The 15,983-nt window shown below is 66.1% G+C and carries 9 protein-coding genes; all 9 read left to right on the top strand.

Annotation, left to right across the window (positions count from 1 at the left end):
* Nucleotides 1-69 precede the first annotated feature (69 nt).
* The 9 genes from R4P95_RS22045 to R4P95_RS22005 all read left to right on the top strand — a co-directional run bounded on the left by R4P95_RS22045 (nucleotide 70) and on the right by R4P95_RS22005 (nucleotide 15,967).
* On the top strand, nucleotides 70-1,080 hold the full coding sequence (locus R4P95_RS22045) for an alpha/beta hydrolase (RefSeq protein WP_213574730.1): 1,011 nt from the start codon (nucleotides 70-72) through the stop codon (nucleotides 1,078-1,080).
* A gap of 280 nt (nucleotides 1,081-1,360) precedes the next feature.
* Nucleotides 1,361-2,356, top strand: coding sequence for an alpha/beta hydrolase (locus tag R4P95_RS22040; protein ID WP_213574728.1), 996 nt, complete (start codon nucleotides 1,361-1,363; stop codon nucleotides 2,354-2,356).
* 143 nt (nucleotides 2,357-2,499) lie between these two features.
* Nucleotides 2,500-4,389: an alpha/beta hydrolase-fold protein gene (locus tag R4P95_RS22035; protein ID WP_213574726.1), complete on the top strand. Its 1,890-nt coding sequence runs from the start codon at nucleotides 2,500-2,502 to the stop codon at nucleotides 4,387-4,389.
* Nucleotides 4,390-4,496: 107 nt separating this feature from the next.
* Complete coding sequence (locus R4P95_RS22030) at nucleotides 4,497-5,063, top strand: DUF732 domain-containing protein (protein WP_317745272.1); 567 nt, start codon at nucleotides 4,497-4,499, stop codon at nucleotides 5,061-5,063.
* A gap of 6 nt (nucleotides 5,064-5,069) precedes the next feature.
* Entirely contained in the window at nucleotides 5,070-6,050 is a 981-nt protein-coding gene (locus tag R4P95_RS22025; protein WP_317745271.1) for a cutinase family protein, read from the top strand.
* A gap of 193 nt (nucleotides 6,051-6,243) precedes the next feature.
* Nucleotides 6,244-7,233, top strand: a complete 990-nt coding sequence (locus tag R4P95_RS22020; RefSeq protein WP_213574720.1) for an LLM class F420-dependent oxidoreductase — start codon at nucleotides 6,244-6,246, stop codon at nucleotides 7,231-7,233.
* Between the two features lie 187 nt (nucleotides 7,234-7,420).
* Nucleotides 7,421-9,316 (top strand): long-chain-fatty-acid--AMP ligase FadD32, encoded by a 1,896-nt coding sequence (gene fadD32, locus R4P95_RS22015; RefSeq protein WP_213574716.1) that lies wholly within the window; start codon nucleotides 7,421-7,423, stop codon nucleotides 9,314-9,316.
* Between the two features lie 115 nt (nucleotides 9,317-9,431).
* Complete coding sequence (gene pks13, locus R4P95_RS22010) at nucleotides 9,432-14,423, top strand: polyketide synthase Pks13 (RefSeq protein WP_317745719.1); 4,992 nt, start codon at nucleotides 9,432-9,434, stop codon at nucleotides 14,421-14,423.
* Entirely contained in the window at nucleotides 14,423-15,967 is a 1,545-nt protein-coding gene (locus R4P95_RS22005) for an acyl-CoA carboxylase subunit beta (protein ID WP_109326052.1), read from the top strand. The genes pks13 and R4P95_RS22005 overlap by 1 nt, the downstream gene beginning before the upstream one ends.
* Nucleotides 15,968-15,983: the final 16 nt, after the last annotated feature.

The raw sequence follows: 15,983 nt of genomic DNA, 5'->3' as shown, positions 1-15,983 counted from the left end.
GTTCCCCGACGGAATCCGCCGGAACCGCCCCTTGGCGGAGTCCGCAGACGAAGAGAGAGAGCAGTATCCATGCGTTTTGCCAGAACGAGGTTGTCTCAGCGCCTCAAGCAGCGTGCGATGGCAGTAGGTGCCGCCGCACTGGTACTGCCTGTGGCCGCAGGAGTCGCTGGTGGAGCCGTCGCCGTGGCAGCACCCGCTCACGCCGCCCCCGTCCACACCGCACCGTCGGGTGGATACGAGGAGCTGTGGGTTCCTTCTTCGATGGGGAACATCAAGGTCCAGGTGCAGTGGGCAGCTCGTGGTGGTAGCGCCGCGCTCTACCTGCTCGACGGCCTGCGTGCCCGCAACGACCGCAACGCGTGGAGCTTCGAGACCAACGCGCTGGACCAGTACCGCAACGACAACGTCACCCTGGTCATGCCGGTCGGCGGCGAGTCGAGCTTCTACTCCGACTGGTACGCGCCCAGCAACTTCAACGGCCAGCCCATCACGTACAGGTGGGAGACCTTCCTGACTCAGGAGCTTCCCAACTTCCTCGCGAACTACGGTGTCTCCCGCACCAACAACGCGGTTCTCGGCCTGTCGATGGGTGGCAGCGCCGCTCTGACGCTCGCCGCGTACCACCGCGACCAGTTCAAGTTCGCCGGTTCGCTCTCCGGGTATCTGAACATCTCCGCTCCCGGCATGCGTGAAGCCATCCGGGTCGCCATGCTCGACGCCGGCCGGTTCAACGTCGACGCGATGTGGGGCCCGCCGTGGAACCCGGCGTGGCTGCGCAACGACCCGTTCGTGTTCGCCCCGCGTCTGCAGGGTCTGTCGATGTACATCTCGGCCGCCAGCGGCCTGCCCGGTGAGTTCGACCACCCGCGTGCACCGATCGACTACTACAACACCGCCAACGGCATGGGACTCGAGGCGCTCGCACTGGCCAACACCCGCGCCTTCCAGGTTCGCCTGGCCACCCTCGGTGTTCCCGCCCACTTCAGCTTCCCCGCCAACGGCACACACTCGTGGCCGTACTGGAGTTCGGAGCTGTGGAAGGCCCGCGGACAGATCCTGGACACGCTCGGCGCCTGGTGATCTGAGCTCGACATCGAATGCCGTCCCACCTTCCGGGTGGGACGGCATTCGTCGTTCGGGACCGGGTCTGTCCGGAGTGAGCCCGAACCGGGGGAACGGTCGGAATTCTCGTACCCGGGAGTGCGCAACGACATGTTTTGTCAGTAAGGTGATCCCGTCGAGACGCCACCCGCGCAGCGATCGCTGCGCGGGTGGCGTCTGTACGTGAGATTTTCACGAGAGTTCGAGTGGTTGCCGCGTCCGCGGCGCGCGAGGGATCAACCGGAGGGAAGACGATTTCATGCGAGTTGGGGGTTCGACGAGAACGAGCGGGTGGGCCAGACGCACCGCCGCCGCGATTGCTCTGGCAGTAGCACTGCCGCTGGGCGTGACCATGGTGGGCGGCGGCGCGACCGCATCCGCAGCCTTCGACCCTGCAGCCCAGGACTTCTGGGTCGACTCGAGCATGGGCCCGATCAAGAGCCGCATCTGGCGTGCAGCTGACGGCAACACCAGCCGTGTGGTGTACCTGCTCGACGGCCTCCGCGCCCAGGACGACCTCAGCGGCTGGGAAATCAACACCGACGCCGGGCCGTTCCTCGCTGCGCAGAACATCAACGTCGTCCAGCCGGTCGGCGGCCAGTCCAGCTTCTACTCGGACTGGGTGTCGAACTCGACCTTCAACGGTCAGAAGGTCACCTACAAGTGGGAGACCTTCCTCACAGAGGAACTCCGCAACGCGCTTGCGAACCGTCTCGGTTTCCAGTCCACCCGCAACGGTGTCATCGGCTTGTCGATGGGTGGCAGCGCCGCTCTGACGCTCGCCGCGTACCACCCGGACCAGTTCAACTACGCCGGTTCGCTCTCCGGGTATCTGAACATCTCCGCTCCCGGCATGCGTGAAGCCATTCGGGTCGCGATGCTCGACGCCGGTCGGTTCAACGTCGACGCGATGTGGGGCCCGCCGTGGAACCCGGCGTGGCTGCGTAACGACCCGTTCGTCTTCGCCAACAAGCTCCGGGACAACGGCACCCGCGTCTGGGTTTCCGCCGCGAACGGCATCCCCGCCCCCGGCGGCGCCGCCCCCACCGGGGTCATGGACGTGTTCAACGCCACTACCGGCGCGAGCCTCGAGGCGCTGTCGCTGGCCAACACCCGTGCCTTCCAGGTGCGGATGGCAACCATCGGCGCCAAGAACGTCACCTACAGCTTCCCGCCCCGCGGCATCCACAGCTGGCGGTACTGGCAGCAGCAGATCCACGATCTGGCGCCGGATCTCAGCAACACCATCGGCTAGCCGGAAATAGCTCGGAAGTAACAATTGCACCAGCGGTAACAGCGCGGCGCCCCCACTCGTCAGTTGATTGCGTGTAGAAAGAACCGGAACGTGAGGCAGTGTTCCGTGTTGTGGCCTCGACGCGCAGAGAGAGAGTGAACGTCATGCGAGTAGGCCTGCTCAGGGCAGAACGTCAGCGTGTGTCGGCCGGAGTGGTCCGCAGAAGGGTCCTCACCTCGCTCGCCGCTGTGCTCGTGGTGCCGGTGGCGGTCGGGTTCACCTCGACCGCCACCGCGTCCGCTGCGCCGGTTGCCGTGCACGCGGCTCCGGTGGCTACGCAGGCGCCGAGTGGCGCGACCATTCATCACGTCGACTGGCTGTCCGACCGCCGGGTCGCACTGTGGGTCAACTCTCCGTCCATGGGTGTGCCGATTCAGGTCCAGTTGCTGCTCGCCCGCGATTGGAATTCCAAGCCGACCGAGAAGTTCCCGTCGGTCTGGATGCTCGACGGCCTGCGGGCGCAGGACAACGAGAACGGCTGGACACTCGAAACCGACGCCGAATCGTTCTTCGCGGACAAGAACATCAACGTCGTCCTTCCCGTGGGCGGGCAGTCCAGCTTCTACTCCGACTGGGTGGCGCAGGACAACGGCCAGAACTACCAGTGGGAGACGTTCCTCACCAAGGAACTGCCGCCGATCCTCGAGAGCGACTGGCGTACCACCCAGACGCGTGGAGTGGTCGGGTTGTCCATGGGCGGGACATCGGCTATGTTCCTCGCCGCTCGCAACCAGGGATTCTTCGACTTCGCCGCGTCACTGTCGGGCATGTTGACCACCACGGCGCTCGGAATGCCGCAGGCCGTCGCTTACGCCATGAGTGATGCCGGCGGGTTCGACGCGAACGCCATGTGGGGACCTCCGACCAGCTCGGCGTGGGAAGAGCACGACCCGTACCTCCTGGCCGACAAGCTCAAGGGTGTCAGCCTGTACATCTCCAGCGGCAGCGGAACCACCGGCCCGTACGACCAGCCGTCGGGTATTCCGGGCGTGAGTACTAATTACGCGGGCATGGGTCTGGAAATTCTTTCGCGTCTCACCTCGCAGACGTTCGCCACCAAGCTCAACAAGCTGGGCATTCCCGCGCAGGTCAATTACCGCCCGTCCGGGACACACTCGTGGCCGTACTGGCAGTTCGAGCTGCACCAGCTGTGGCCGCAGCTGGCCGCCGCCGTGGGCATCGAGGCAGACAAGCCGGTGTGTGGCACGGGTGGCTCCATTGCCGGGGTCGCCGCGGCCAGCCCGTGGATCGGGGACTGCCTCACACCCGAGTACAGCCTCGCGGGCGGCACGGTGCAGGACTTCCGTTTCGGCAGGATCTTCGCCAAGTCCGACACGGGCACCCATCCGGTTGCCGGGGCCATCGGCGGCGCCTACCAGGCGGCAGGCGGTCCGACAGGGCCCCTCGGCTACCCGACCACACCCGAGCTGGGCACACCAGACGGTCGCGGTCGTTTCAATCACTTCGAGCACGGGTCCATCTACTGGACACCGCAAACCGGTGCGCATGCCATCCGCGGGGCCATTCTCGCGGAGTGGGCACGCCAGGGCTGGGAAGGCGGGCCGCTCGGTTACCCGGTGGCCGACGAGGTGCCCACCCCCGGCAAGGACGGTGTCGTGCAGGGCTTCGAGATCGGCGCCATGTATTACAGCCCCGTCCACGGCACGCACCGCGTGCAGGGGATGATCATGGGCAAGTACGCCGAGCTCGGGTATGAAGGCGGATGGCTCGGGTTCCCGAAGACGAGCGAGATCGCAGTCAAGGACGGCGGCCGGTTCAACGAGTTCGAGGGCGGCAACATCTACTGGAGCCCGTTGTCCGGCGCCTGGGCGATCGAGAACGGTCCGATCTTCGACGCCTGGAAGAGCGTCGGCTACGAAGCCGGCCGGATCGGCTTCCCGATCAGTGACAAATTCGTCATCCCCGGCGGTGTGCAGCAGAACTTCCAGACCGGCTACATCACCCTGATCGACGGTAAGGCCGAAGTGCACTGATGTGAGTAATGCAGCGGGCGGGACCGGTCCAGCGGACCGGGTTCCCGCCCGATCTGCGTCTGTACCCTGTCGAGAGACAACGACTTGGAAAACTAGGACGGAAATAGATGCCGCAGCATTCACGTATCAGCACCACCTTCGCACGAGCACTGGCGACCGGCGCGATTGCAGTTGCAGCAAGCGGATTGCTCGTCGGATGCGGCAGCGACGACTCCACGGCGACGTCCACTCCGTCCGCGACCACCACCACGGCAGCGGCCACGTCCAGTGCCACCGAGAGTTCGGCGCCTGCTGCCAGTGGAAGTGCCACCTCGTCGGCTCCGGTGACGAGCCCCGGCCAGGCGGCGACCGCGCCGCCGGAGCAGCCCGAAGAAGTTCCCGGTGACTTCCCCGGGCCCAGTGAGGTTCCTGTCAGCGCCGACGGTCAGCGGTTCCTCGCCGCACTGAAGGACAAGGGCATCGAACCGGCCGCCGACGGAACCATGGCCGTGAGCACCGCCGACTTCATCTGCCAGTCCAAGGCAGAAGGAAAGAGCGACGCCGACACGATGGTGTTCGTCACGGCGATGGTGGGCTCCGAGGCTGCTGCGGCGGGCAAGGAACTCAGCCAGGAGCAGGCGACGGCCGACGCGCAGACCTACGTGGACGTCGCGCACGCCACCTACTGCAAGTAAACGCCGATGACGGGGACCGGGCGCGGAACGCGGAAGAAGAAGAGCAGCCTCCTGCGCAAGCTCGTACTGCTGGCGGCCTTCCTGCTGGTGGTTCTGCTGGCACTGATCGCACTCTGGTATCTCCTTGCGGGGCGGCTCCCCGAACCCATCCCGAGCCCGCCCGGTCCGGATCGTCCCGATTCGCAATCCGCGAGCTGCCCGGACGTCCAGGTCGTCGTCGTCCCGGGAACGTGGGAGTCCAGCCCCACCGACGATCCGTACAACCCGACCGCGAACCCGGCGTCGCTGATGCTCAACGTGTCCCGGCCGTTGCAGCAACAGTTTCCGCCGTCGCGTGCCGACGTCTACACGGTTCCGTACGTCGCCCAGTTCTCCAATCCGGTCGCGTTCCCGCCGGACGGCCAGCAGTCGTACAACAACAGCCGGGCCGCAGGGATGGCAGCTGCCAACGACATTCTCATCCGTCGCCACGCCGAATGCCCGCTGACGAGCTTCCTGCTGACCGGTTTCTCGCAGGGTGCGGTGATCGCGGGCGACATCGCGTCGAGCATCGGCGCCGGTGACGGTCCTGTCCCGGAAGACCTCGTTCTCGGTGTCGGCCTCATCGCCGACGGCCGCCGGGACCCCTCGGCCGCCACGAATGTCGGTGCTCCGGTCGTCGGTGTCGGCGCCGAGTTGTCGCTCGCCGGGCTGCAGATTCCGGGCATCACGATGACCGGACCGCGTCCCGGTGGCTTCGGAGAACTCGCCGACCGCACGGTCGAGATCTGCGCACCGTCGGACGGCATCTGTGACGCTCCCGCCCAGGCTTTGGCGCCGGGCAATTGGATCGGCAGCGCGCTGCGCCTGCTCGAGTACAACAACAACCCTGTCCACGCGCTGTACAACTCGTACGTCGTGGACGGAAACGGCACCACGGCCACCCAGTGGATGGCGCGGTGGGCAGCGGAGAAGATCGCCGCCGCGCCGACGCCGCCGCACAGTTGAGTTTGTGACTGGTGGGTATGCCGAGGTCCCTGATCCGGAAATCGTCCCAAACAGAGACGCACGCCTCGTACTCGCCGGTAGTGTGCGTTTCTCGGCACCGGTAGAGTGCTGCACTGTTGCGGCACCACCCGTGCCCATCCCACCGATGTTCACGTCCTGTTGCGCGGGCGTTTCACCACAGGAGAAGCGATACATGAGTTCCGAGGCCAGCCCGCCCCGTAAGTTCCGATTCGCGGCCGGCGGCGAGGGCAATGCAGACGAGGGCGGCGCGCGCCGGTTCGTCAAACTGGCCCAGAAAGCCGAGGAACTCGGGTTCGACAGCTTCATGATCCCCGATCACCTGGGTAATCAGGTGGGGCCGATCGCCGCGCTCGGTGCGCTGGCCATAGCCACCGACAAGATCCGTTTGGGCACCGCGGTGCTCGCCAACGGCTTCCGGCACCCGGCGATCCTCGCCAAGGATGCGGCCACCATCGACGTGTTGTCGGGTGGACGCCTCGAGCTCGGTATCGGCGCCGGGTGGATGAAAGAAGAGTTCGACAAGGGTGGCATCGACTACGAGCGACCCGGCGTGCGCATCGCGAAGCTCGAGGAGTCGCTGCAGATTCTCGACACGCTGCTGCGCGGCCAGGAATGCAACTTCGACGGCAAGTACTACCAGATCAAGGGCCTGACCGGCAGTCCACGGCCCCGACAGGGCCCGCGCCCGCCGATCGCGGTCGGCGGTGGCGGCCCCAAGATGCTGGCTCTTGCCGCCAAGTACGCGGACATTATTTCCGTCGCCACCCCCACCAGCAAGGAAGGCAAGCTGCTGCTGTCGGGGGTCACGCTCGAGAAGACGATGGAACGGGTCGAACGGATCCGCGAAGCGGCCGGTGAGCGATTCGGCGACATCGAGCTGAACTGGACGATCACGACCATCGTCATCACCGACGACAGGGAGCAGACGGCCGAGATGGCACTCTCGGCGCTCGATCAGGGCTTCCCACCCAACATCGAGGTGGACGCCAAGCTCTCGGTCGAGGACATCCTCAACTCGCCCTACCTCGCGATCGGCAGTTTCGACGAGATCGCCGATCAGATCCGGATGGTGCGCGAGAAGACGACAATGTCCTACGTCGGCGTGTTCCCCACACAGATGGATGCGTTCGCGCCGATCATCTCGCAACTGAAGGGCGAGTAGACGCAGCGTAGCGAGGGCGGCGATGCCAATCTGTAACATATCGATGGTTTGGAATCGATGCACTTATTCGGGTGAGTCGCGTTTCGCGTGATTCCCCACGAGTTGTACAAGATCCGATTCGGCGAAGGAAGTCTGGGGCGCAGGCATGCCGGTGGCGTGCCTGTGTGATCGCTTCGGAGGAGATGGAATGAACGCGAAGTTCGATGATTTTATCGACGAGAAGGGCCATATCCGGCTCGACTCGGACAGTACGTTGGTCGACTATGTCCAGCGTCACACGCGAGAGAACTCGGACGAGTTGGCGTACCGCTACATCGACTATTCGCGGGACCGTGACGGCGAAGCCCACGAGCTGACCTGGGAACAGTTCGGTTATCGCCTGCGTGCTGTCGCTGCCCGCCTCCAGCAGGTCACCAAGCCGGGCGACCGTGTCGCCGTCCTCGCGCCGCAGGGTCTCGACTACGTCATCTCGTTCTTCGCCGCAATCCACGCCGGCACCATTGCGGTGCCGCTGTTCGATCCCGACGAGCCCGGTCACACCGACCGCCTCCACGCCGTCCTCGGTGACTGCAAGCCCTCCGCGATCCTCACGGCCACCTCCTCCGCCGCGGGCGTTCGCCAGTTCTTCCGGTCGCTTCCCGCAGCCGAACGCCCTCGCATCATCGCGGTCGACGCCATTCCCGACAGCGTCGGCGACAGCTGGGTTCGCCCCGAGATCGACCTCGACGACATCGCTTACCTGCAGTACACGTCCGGCTCCACACGTGTCCCCGCCGGTGTCGAGATCACCCACCGTGCCGTGGGCACCAACGCCCTGCAGATGGTCGACTCCATCGAGCTCAACGAGAACTCGCGCGGCGTCACGTGGCTGCCCCTGTTCCACGACATGGGCCTGCTGACGGTCATTCTGCCTGCGCTGGGCGGCAAGTACATCACCATCATGAGTCCGCGTGCCTTCGTGCAGCGTCCGTACCGCTGGATCAAGGAGCTTGCCGCGGTTTCGGACGGCGCGGGCACCTTCGCCGCTGCCCCCAACTTCGCCTTCGAGCACGCGGCCGCCCGCGGTCTGCCGAAGAACGGCGAGAGCCTCGACCTGAGCAACGTGATCGGCCTCATCAACGGCAGCGAGCCGGTGACGACGTCGTCGATGCGCAAGTTCAACGAGGCGTTCGCGCCCTACGGTCTGCCCAAGACGGCGATCAAGCCGTCGTATGGCATGGCCGAGGCCACCTTGTTCGTGTCGGCGACCCGGCATTCGGACGAGGCCCGGGTCATCTACGTCGACCGCAACGAACTCAATGCGGGACGCGTCGTCAAGGTCGATCAGGACGCCGAGAACGCGATCCCGCAGGTGTCGTGCGGATACGTGGCGCGCAGCCAGTGGGCTGCCATCGTCGATCCGGAGACGGGCATCGAGCAGCCCGACGACCGGGTCGGGGAGATCTGGCTGCACGGTGAGAACATCGGCACCGGCTACTGGGGTCGCACCGACGAGACCGCGGAAACGTTCCACAACAAGCTGACCAACCGGCTCGTCGAGGGCAGCCACGCCGAGGGCACACCCGAGGATGCCAATTGGATGCGGACCGGGGACTTCGGCGTCTACATCGACGGTGAGCTGTTCATCACGGGCCGCGTGAAGGACCTCGTGATCGTCGACGGCCGCAACCACTACCCGCAAGATCTCGAATTCTCCGCTCAGGAGGCGAGTAACGCCCTTCGGCCCGGTTTCGTGGCCGCGTTCGCCGTCCCGGCCAACCAGTTGCCGTCGGTCGTGTTCGAAAACACACAGTCGGGGCTGTCGTTCGATCCCGACGATTCCTCGGAGCAGCTCGTCATCGTCGCCGAGCGTGCTCCCGGCGCCGGCAAGGCCGATCCGCAGCCCATCTCCGACACGGTGCGGGCAGCCATCTCGAGCAGGCACGGTGTGACCGCACGGGACATTCTGTTGGTGCCGGCGGGATCGATTCCGCGCACGTCGAGCGGCAAGATCGCCCGCCGCGCCTGCAAGGCGAGCTACATCGAAGGGACCCTGCGTGGCGGATACACGCAGACGTCGTTCCCCGATAGCGTTTCCGACTAGTCCACTTTCTGACGGGTAGCTTGGTGAGTTGATGGCTGAATTGAATGAAGACCGGGGTAGCAGCGCGAGTGCGACCACCAGCGATGCGGACCGAGCGGCGGGGTCTGCCGGCGACATGACGGTTGCGCAGCTGCGTGAGTGGCTCCGCAACTGGGTCGCCGACGCCACCGGCCAGCCGGTCGCCCAGATCACCGACGACCGCCCGATGGAAGAGTTCGGCCTCTCGTCCCGCGATGCCGTCGCCTTGAGCGGCGAGATCGAGGAACTGGTCGGCGTGACGCTCACCGCGACGGTCGCCTATCAGCATCCGACCATTGCCTCGCTCGCCACGCGCATCATCGAGGGTGAGCCCGAGCAGATCGACGATTCGGTCGATGCCGCGTACTACGCGTCCGCGCCGACGTCGGACTCGCACGACATCGCGATCGTGGGGCTCTCGACCCGATTCCCGGGAGCGGGGGAGACCCCCGTCGAGATGTGGGAGATGCTCGCGCAGGGCCGCGACGGCATTTCCGACCTCCCCGAGGGCCGGTGGGAGGAATTCACCGCCGACCCGCAGATCAAGGCGGCGGTCGAGAAGGCCAACACGCTGGGTGGCTACCTAGACGACGTGAAGGGTTTCGACGCGGAATTCTTCGCGATGTCTCCGCTCGAGGTCGTCAACGTCGATCCGCAGCAGCGCCTCGCGATGGAGTTGACCTGGGAGGCGCTCGAGCACGCCCGCATTCCCGCGAGCGATCTCAAGGGCGAGCAGGTCGGTGTGTTCATCGGCAGCTCGGCCAACGATTATCAGATGCTGGCGGTCAGTGCCGAGGGCGGCGCTCACCCGTATGCGCTGACCGGCACGTCGACGGCGATCGTCGCGAACCGTGTCTCCTACTTCTACGACTTCCGTGGGCCTTCCGTCGCGCTCGACACGGCGTGCTCCTCCTCGCTGGTCGCCGTGCACCAGGCGGTGCGTTCGCTGCGGACGGGTGAATCCGACGTCGCGCTTGCCGGTGGCGTCAATATGCTCATCGCACCCCCCGGAACCCTCGGGTTCGACCAGCTCGGTGTGATGGCCGCCAACGGGCGCATCAAGGCATTCTCCGCTGACGCCGACGGCATGATCCGGGCAGAGGGCGGCGGACTCGTCGTTCTGAAGCGCCTCGAAGATGCCGAGCGCGACGGCGACCAGGTTCTGGCCGTGATCGCCGGCAGCGCGGTCAACCAGGACGGCCGCTCCAACGGTCTCGCGGCCCCGAACCCGGACGCTCAGGCCGATGTTCTACGACACGCGTACCGCGACGCCGGCATCAATCCTTCGGCTGTCGACTACATCGAAGCTCATGGCACCGGCACCATCCTCGGCGATCCGATCGAGGCCGACGCGCTCGGCCGCATCGTCGGGCGTGGACGTGCCGACGACAAGCCTGCGCTCCTCGGATCCGCCAAGACCAACTTCGGCCATCTCGAGGCAGCGGCCGGTGCGGCCGGCCTCATCAAGGTCGTGCTGGCAATGCAGGAAGACACCCTGCCGCCCACCCTGAACTATGCGGGACCCAACCCGTACATCGCGTTCGACAAGGCACACCTGCAGGTCATCCCGGAAGGTGCGGCCTGGCCGCGCTACTCGGGCGCCGCGGTGGCAGGTGTCTCCGGATTCGGTTTCGGTGGCACCAACGCTCACGTCGTCGTGCGGGAATACACCGGGCCGGTTGCCGACGAGGAGACCACCGGCGCAGTCACCGACGACAGCGCCGACACGACAGACGTCGCCACGCAGGTCGATGAGACCGCGGTTGTGGATGAGACCGCTCCTGTGGAGCAGACCGTCGTCCTTCCGGTGTCGGGCGCGCTGCCCTCACGACGTCGCCGTGCCGCCGCCGATCTCGCCGACTGGCTCGAGACGGAAGAGGGCAGCACCACGCCTCTCGCCGATGTCGCTCGTGCCCTCGCGCGCCGCAATCACGGTCGTTCCCGGGCCGTGGTGCTGGCGAAGACGCGTTCCGAGGCGATCACCGGATTGCGTGCGGTCGCCGCGGGTAAGCCGGGTCATGGTGTGTTCTCGGCTGATTCACCGTCGTCGAAGGGCCCGGTGTGGGTGTTGTCGGGCTTCGGTTCACAGCACCGCAAGATGGCCAAGCAGCTGTATCTCGAGAATGCTGTGTTCGCTGCGGCCATCGACGAAGTGGACGCGCTGATCGAGGACGAGGCCGGCTACTCCATGAAGGAGAAGTTCCTCGACGACAGCGTCGACTACGACGTCGAGACGTCGCAGGTGGGCATCTTCACGATCCAGATCGGCCTGGCGGCGTTGCTGCGCCATCACGGCGCCGAGCCGGAGGCCGTGGTCGGTCACTCCATGGGCGAGGCCGCGGCGGCATTCATCTCCGGTGGTCTGCCGCTGGAGGACGCAGTCCGGGTGATCTGCGCCCGTTCGCGTCTGATGGGTGAGGCCGAGGCCACGCTCGAGGGCGACGACATCCGTCTGATGGCGCTCGTCGAGTACAGCGCGGCCGAGATCGAGACCGTTCTCCCGGACTTCCCGCACCTCGAGGTCTGCGTGTACGCGGCCCCGACCCACACGGTGATCGGCGGACCCGAGTCCGAGGTCAACGCGATCGTCGCGCGGGCCGAGGGTGAGGAGAAGATGGCCAGGGTCCTTCAGACGAAGGGCGCGAGCCACACCTCGCAGGTGGACCCGCTGCTGGGTGAGCTGGCCGCCGAACTGGCCGGAATCGAACCCACCAAGCTGAAGTGCGGCGTGTACTCGTCGGTCGATCAGGACACCTTCTACCGCGCCGGCCACGAGCCGATCCACCGCGAGGAGTACTGGACCAAGGGTCTGCGGCACAGCGTGTACTTCACCAACGCCGTGCGCCTCGCCGTCGGAAGCGGGCACACCACGTTCGTGGAGCTCGCCCCGAACCCAGTGGCTTTGATGTCGGTGGCGGCCACGGCTTTCGACGCCGGTCTGCACGACATGCAGCTCATCCAGACGCTCAAGCGCAAGGAAGACGAGCCGCTCGGTGTGCTCGCCGCGCTGGCGCAGCTGTACGTCCACGGACACGCGGTCGACCTGTCGTCGTTGCTGCCCGCCGGCGACTACGCGTCCGTGCCGCGCACGGCGTGGCTCCGGAAGCCGTACTGGGTGCACAGCCGCATCACGTCGAGCGGCAACAACCGAGTTCCCGGTGCACACGTGTCTTTGCCCGACGGCCGCCACGTGTGGGAAGTCCAGGCCGATGCCGTCACCGACCTGCCCGCGCTGGTCACCGCCGCCGCGGCCCAGGTGTTGTCGGATGTCGCGCTGACCGCGTCGATTTCCCATGCCGAGGTTCCGGCCGATGGAACCCTCACCACCACGCTCACCACTCATCCCGGTGGTGCGTCCGTTCAGGTGCATGCCCGGACCGCGACCGGTTTCACGCTGCTGTTCGATGCTGCGGTCTCCTCGGGAGAGGTGCTTCCGGAGCCTGTCGCTACCGCGGCGCCGGCGGCGGAGCCGGTGGAGGAACTGCCCGAGGTCGTCGAAGACATCGGGGACAAATGGGACCCGAACGGTTCGCAGTCGCTGGACGATCGCCTGGCGCTGATCGTTGCAGAGTCGATGGGTTACTCACCCGAAGATCTGCCTGCCGAGATCCCGCTCATCGAACTGGGCCTCGACTCGCTGATGGCGGTGCGCATCAAGAACCGCGTCGAGTACGAGTTCGACATCCCGCAGCTTCAGTTGCAGGCCGTCAAGGACGCCAACCTCATGGAGGTGGGCAAGTACCTGCGATACGCGGTGGAGAACCGTGAAGAGGTGCAGGCGCTCGCCGACAAGCAGAAGGCCGAGAGGGAGGCCGCCGAGGCCGCCGAGGCCGTTAATGATGCCGAGGCCGCTGATGATGCCGAGTCCGCCAACGGTTCGGAGTCTGTGACCGAACCCGCCGCACCGGTCTCCGAGGCGGTGACCGAACCCGCCCCACAGGAAAGCGTTGTCGCGAACGGTAATTCGATGGACAGCAAGGAAGCGTTCGCCGACGCGACCGGTTCGGACGTCCCACCGCGTGATGCGGCCGAGCGACTGACCTTCGCGACGTGGGCCGTTGTCACCGGTGAGTCCGCGAAAGGCATCTTCAACACGTTGCCGATCGTCGGCGACGAGGTGGCGGAGAAGCTGGCCGCACGCCTGTCCGAGCGTGCGAACGGGGAGATCACGTTCGACGACGTCCTCGACGCCACCACCATCGAGGAGCTGGCCAATGTGGTCCGCGGATTCCTCGAGGACTCCGGCAAGATCGACGGGTTGGTGCGCACACTGCGCGCGCGTCCCGAAGGGTCCACAGCCGTACCGGTATTCGTGTTCCATCCGGCCGGTGGTTCGACCGTCGTGTACGAGCCGCTGCTCAAGCGACTGCCCGAGGGCACGCCGATGTACGGGTTCGAGCGCACGGAGGGTCCGATCGAGAAGCGGGCCGCCGAGTACCTTCCCTTGATCCGTGAGATCCAGGGCGACGGGCCGTACGTGCTGTACGGCTGGTCGCTCGGTGGTGTGCTGGCGTATGCGGTGGCGAAGCTGCTGCGGGCCGAGGGGGCCGACGTCCGGATCGTCGGCTTGATCGACACCGTCATGGCGGGTGAAGAGGTGCCGGAGACTCCGGACGAGATCCGGAAGCGCTGGCAGCGTTACGCGGCGTTCGCGAAGAAGACCTACAACGTCGACTACCCGCTGCCGTACGACAAGCTCGCGGCGGCGGGCAGCGACGAGGAACAGGTCAAGATCCTCACCGAGTTGCTGAAGTTGAGCGGCACCAAGATCCCCGGCGGCATCATCGAGCACCAGCGCACGTCGTGGCTCGACAATCGGGCCATCCAGACTGCCGAGCTGGAGCAGTACGACGGCGAGGTGGTCCTGTACATGGCCGACCGCTATCACGACGACGTCATGCAGCTCGAGCCCGCTTTCAAGACTCGTAAGCCCGACGGCGGCTGGGGTGACGCGGTCGAGAACCTGGAAATCATCCACGTCGGTGGCGACCACCTGCAGATCGTCGACGAGCCCTACATCGCGAAGGTCGGGGCCGATCTCACCAAGAAGCTGGCGGCCATCTCCGCCGTCGGAATCGGAGCACAGTAGTGACCACGACCACCGCAGAGAAGCTGGCGGAGCTGCGCGAAAAGCTCGACGTCGCCAAGGAACCCGCGGGAGAGCAGGCGATCGCCAAACGTGCGAAGAAGGGCATTCCCAGCGCACGGGACCGCATCGACATGCTCCTCGACCCCGGGAGCTTCATCGAGGTGGGCGCGCTCATGCGCCAGCCCGGTGACCCCAACGCCCTGTACAGCGATGGTGTGGTCACCGGCCACGGCACCGTCGACGGACGCCCGGTCGCAGTGTTCTCGCACGACCAGACCGTGTTCGGTGGTTCCGTCGGTGAAATGTTCGGCCGGAAGGTCGCGGCGATCATGGAATTCGCGGCCAAGATCGGCTGCCCCTGCGTGGGCATCAACGACTCCGGCGGCGCCCGAGTCCAGGACGCGGTCACCTCGCTGGCGTGGTACGCCGAGCTCGGCCGCCGGCAGGAGCCGCTGTCCGGGATGTGCCCGCAGATCTCGATGATCCTCGGCAAGTGTGCCGGTGGGGCCGTGTACGCGCCCATCAACACCGACATCCTGGTGGCCACCGAGGAGTCGTACATGTTCGTGACCGGACCCGATGTGGTGCGGAAGATCACGGGCGAGGACGTCAGCCTCGAAGAACTCGGTGGCGCCCGGAACCAGGCGCAGTACGGCAACCTGCACCATGTCGCGGCCGACGAGAAGGCCGCCTTCGAGTGGGTGCGCAAGTACCTCAGCTTCCTGCCGTCGAGCTGCATGGAGCAGCCGCCGGTGGTCAACCCGGGTCTCGAACCGGAGATCACGGACTCGGACCGTGATCTGGACACCTTCATTCCCGACGCCGACAACGCCGGCTACGACATGCACGACATCCTGTTGCGAATTTTCGACGACGGCGAGTTCCACGAGATCGGCGGGCAAGTCGCGCTCAACATCATCACCGGCTTCGCCCGCGTGGACGGCCGCACGGTCGGGGTGATCGCGAACCAGCCGCTGGTCGCGGCGGGTGCCCTGGACGCGCAGGCCTCGGACAAGGCCGCGCATTTCATCCGCATCTGCGACGCCTTCGACATCCCGCTGGTGTTTGCCGTCGACACGCCTGGGTTCCTGCCGGGTCTCGAGCAGGAGCGGATCGGCGTCATCAAGCGGGGCGGCCGGTTCATCTTCGCGTTCGTGACGGCGACGGTGCCGAAGGTGACCGTCGTGATCCGCAAGGCGTACGGCGGCGCGTACGCTGTCATGGGCTCCAAGCAGCTCGGTGCCGACATCAACTTTGCGTGGCCCACCGCCCGCATCGCCGTCATGGGAGCTGAGGGTGCCGTCGATCTCATCGGCCGCCGTCAGATCGAGGCCGCCGGCGAGAACGCACCCGCGGTCCGGCGTCAGCTGATCAACTTCTACAACGAGAACATCGCAACGCCGTACATCGCCGCCGAGCGCGGGTACATCGACGCGGTGATCGAGCCCTCCACGACCAGGCTCGAGATCCGTAAGGCGCTGACGATGCTGCGCGACAAGACAGTGCAGCGCAATCCGCGCAAGCACGATCTGATGCCGCTCTAGCTGATCCGCGCCGATC

The sequence above is a fragment of the Rhodococcus sp. IEGM 27 genome (genome assembly GCF_033142305.1).
GTDB lineage: Bacteria > Actinomycetota > Actinomycetes > Mycobacteriales > Mycobacteriaceae > Rhodococcus_F > Rhodococcus_F oxybenzonivorans.
The sequence above is the reverse complement of the archived record's forward strand: the minus strand, read 5'-3'. Positions and strand labels throughout refer to the sequence as shown.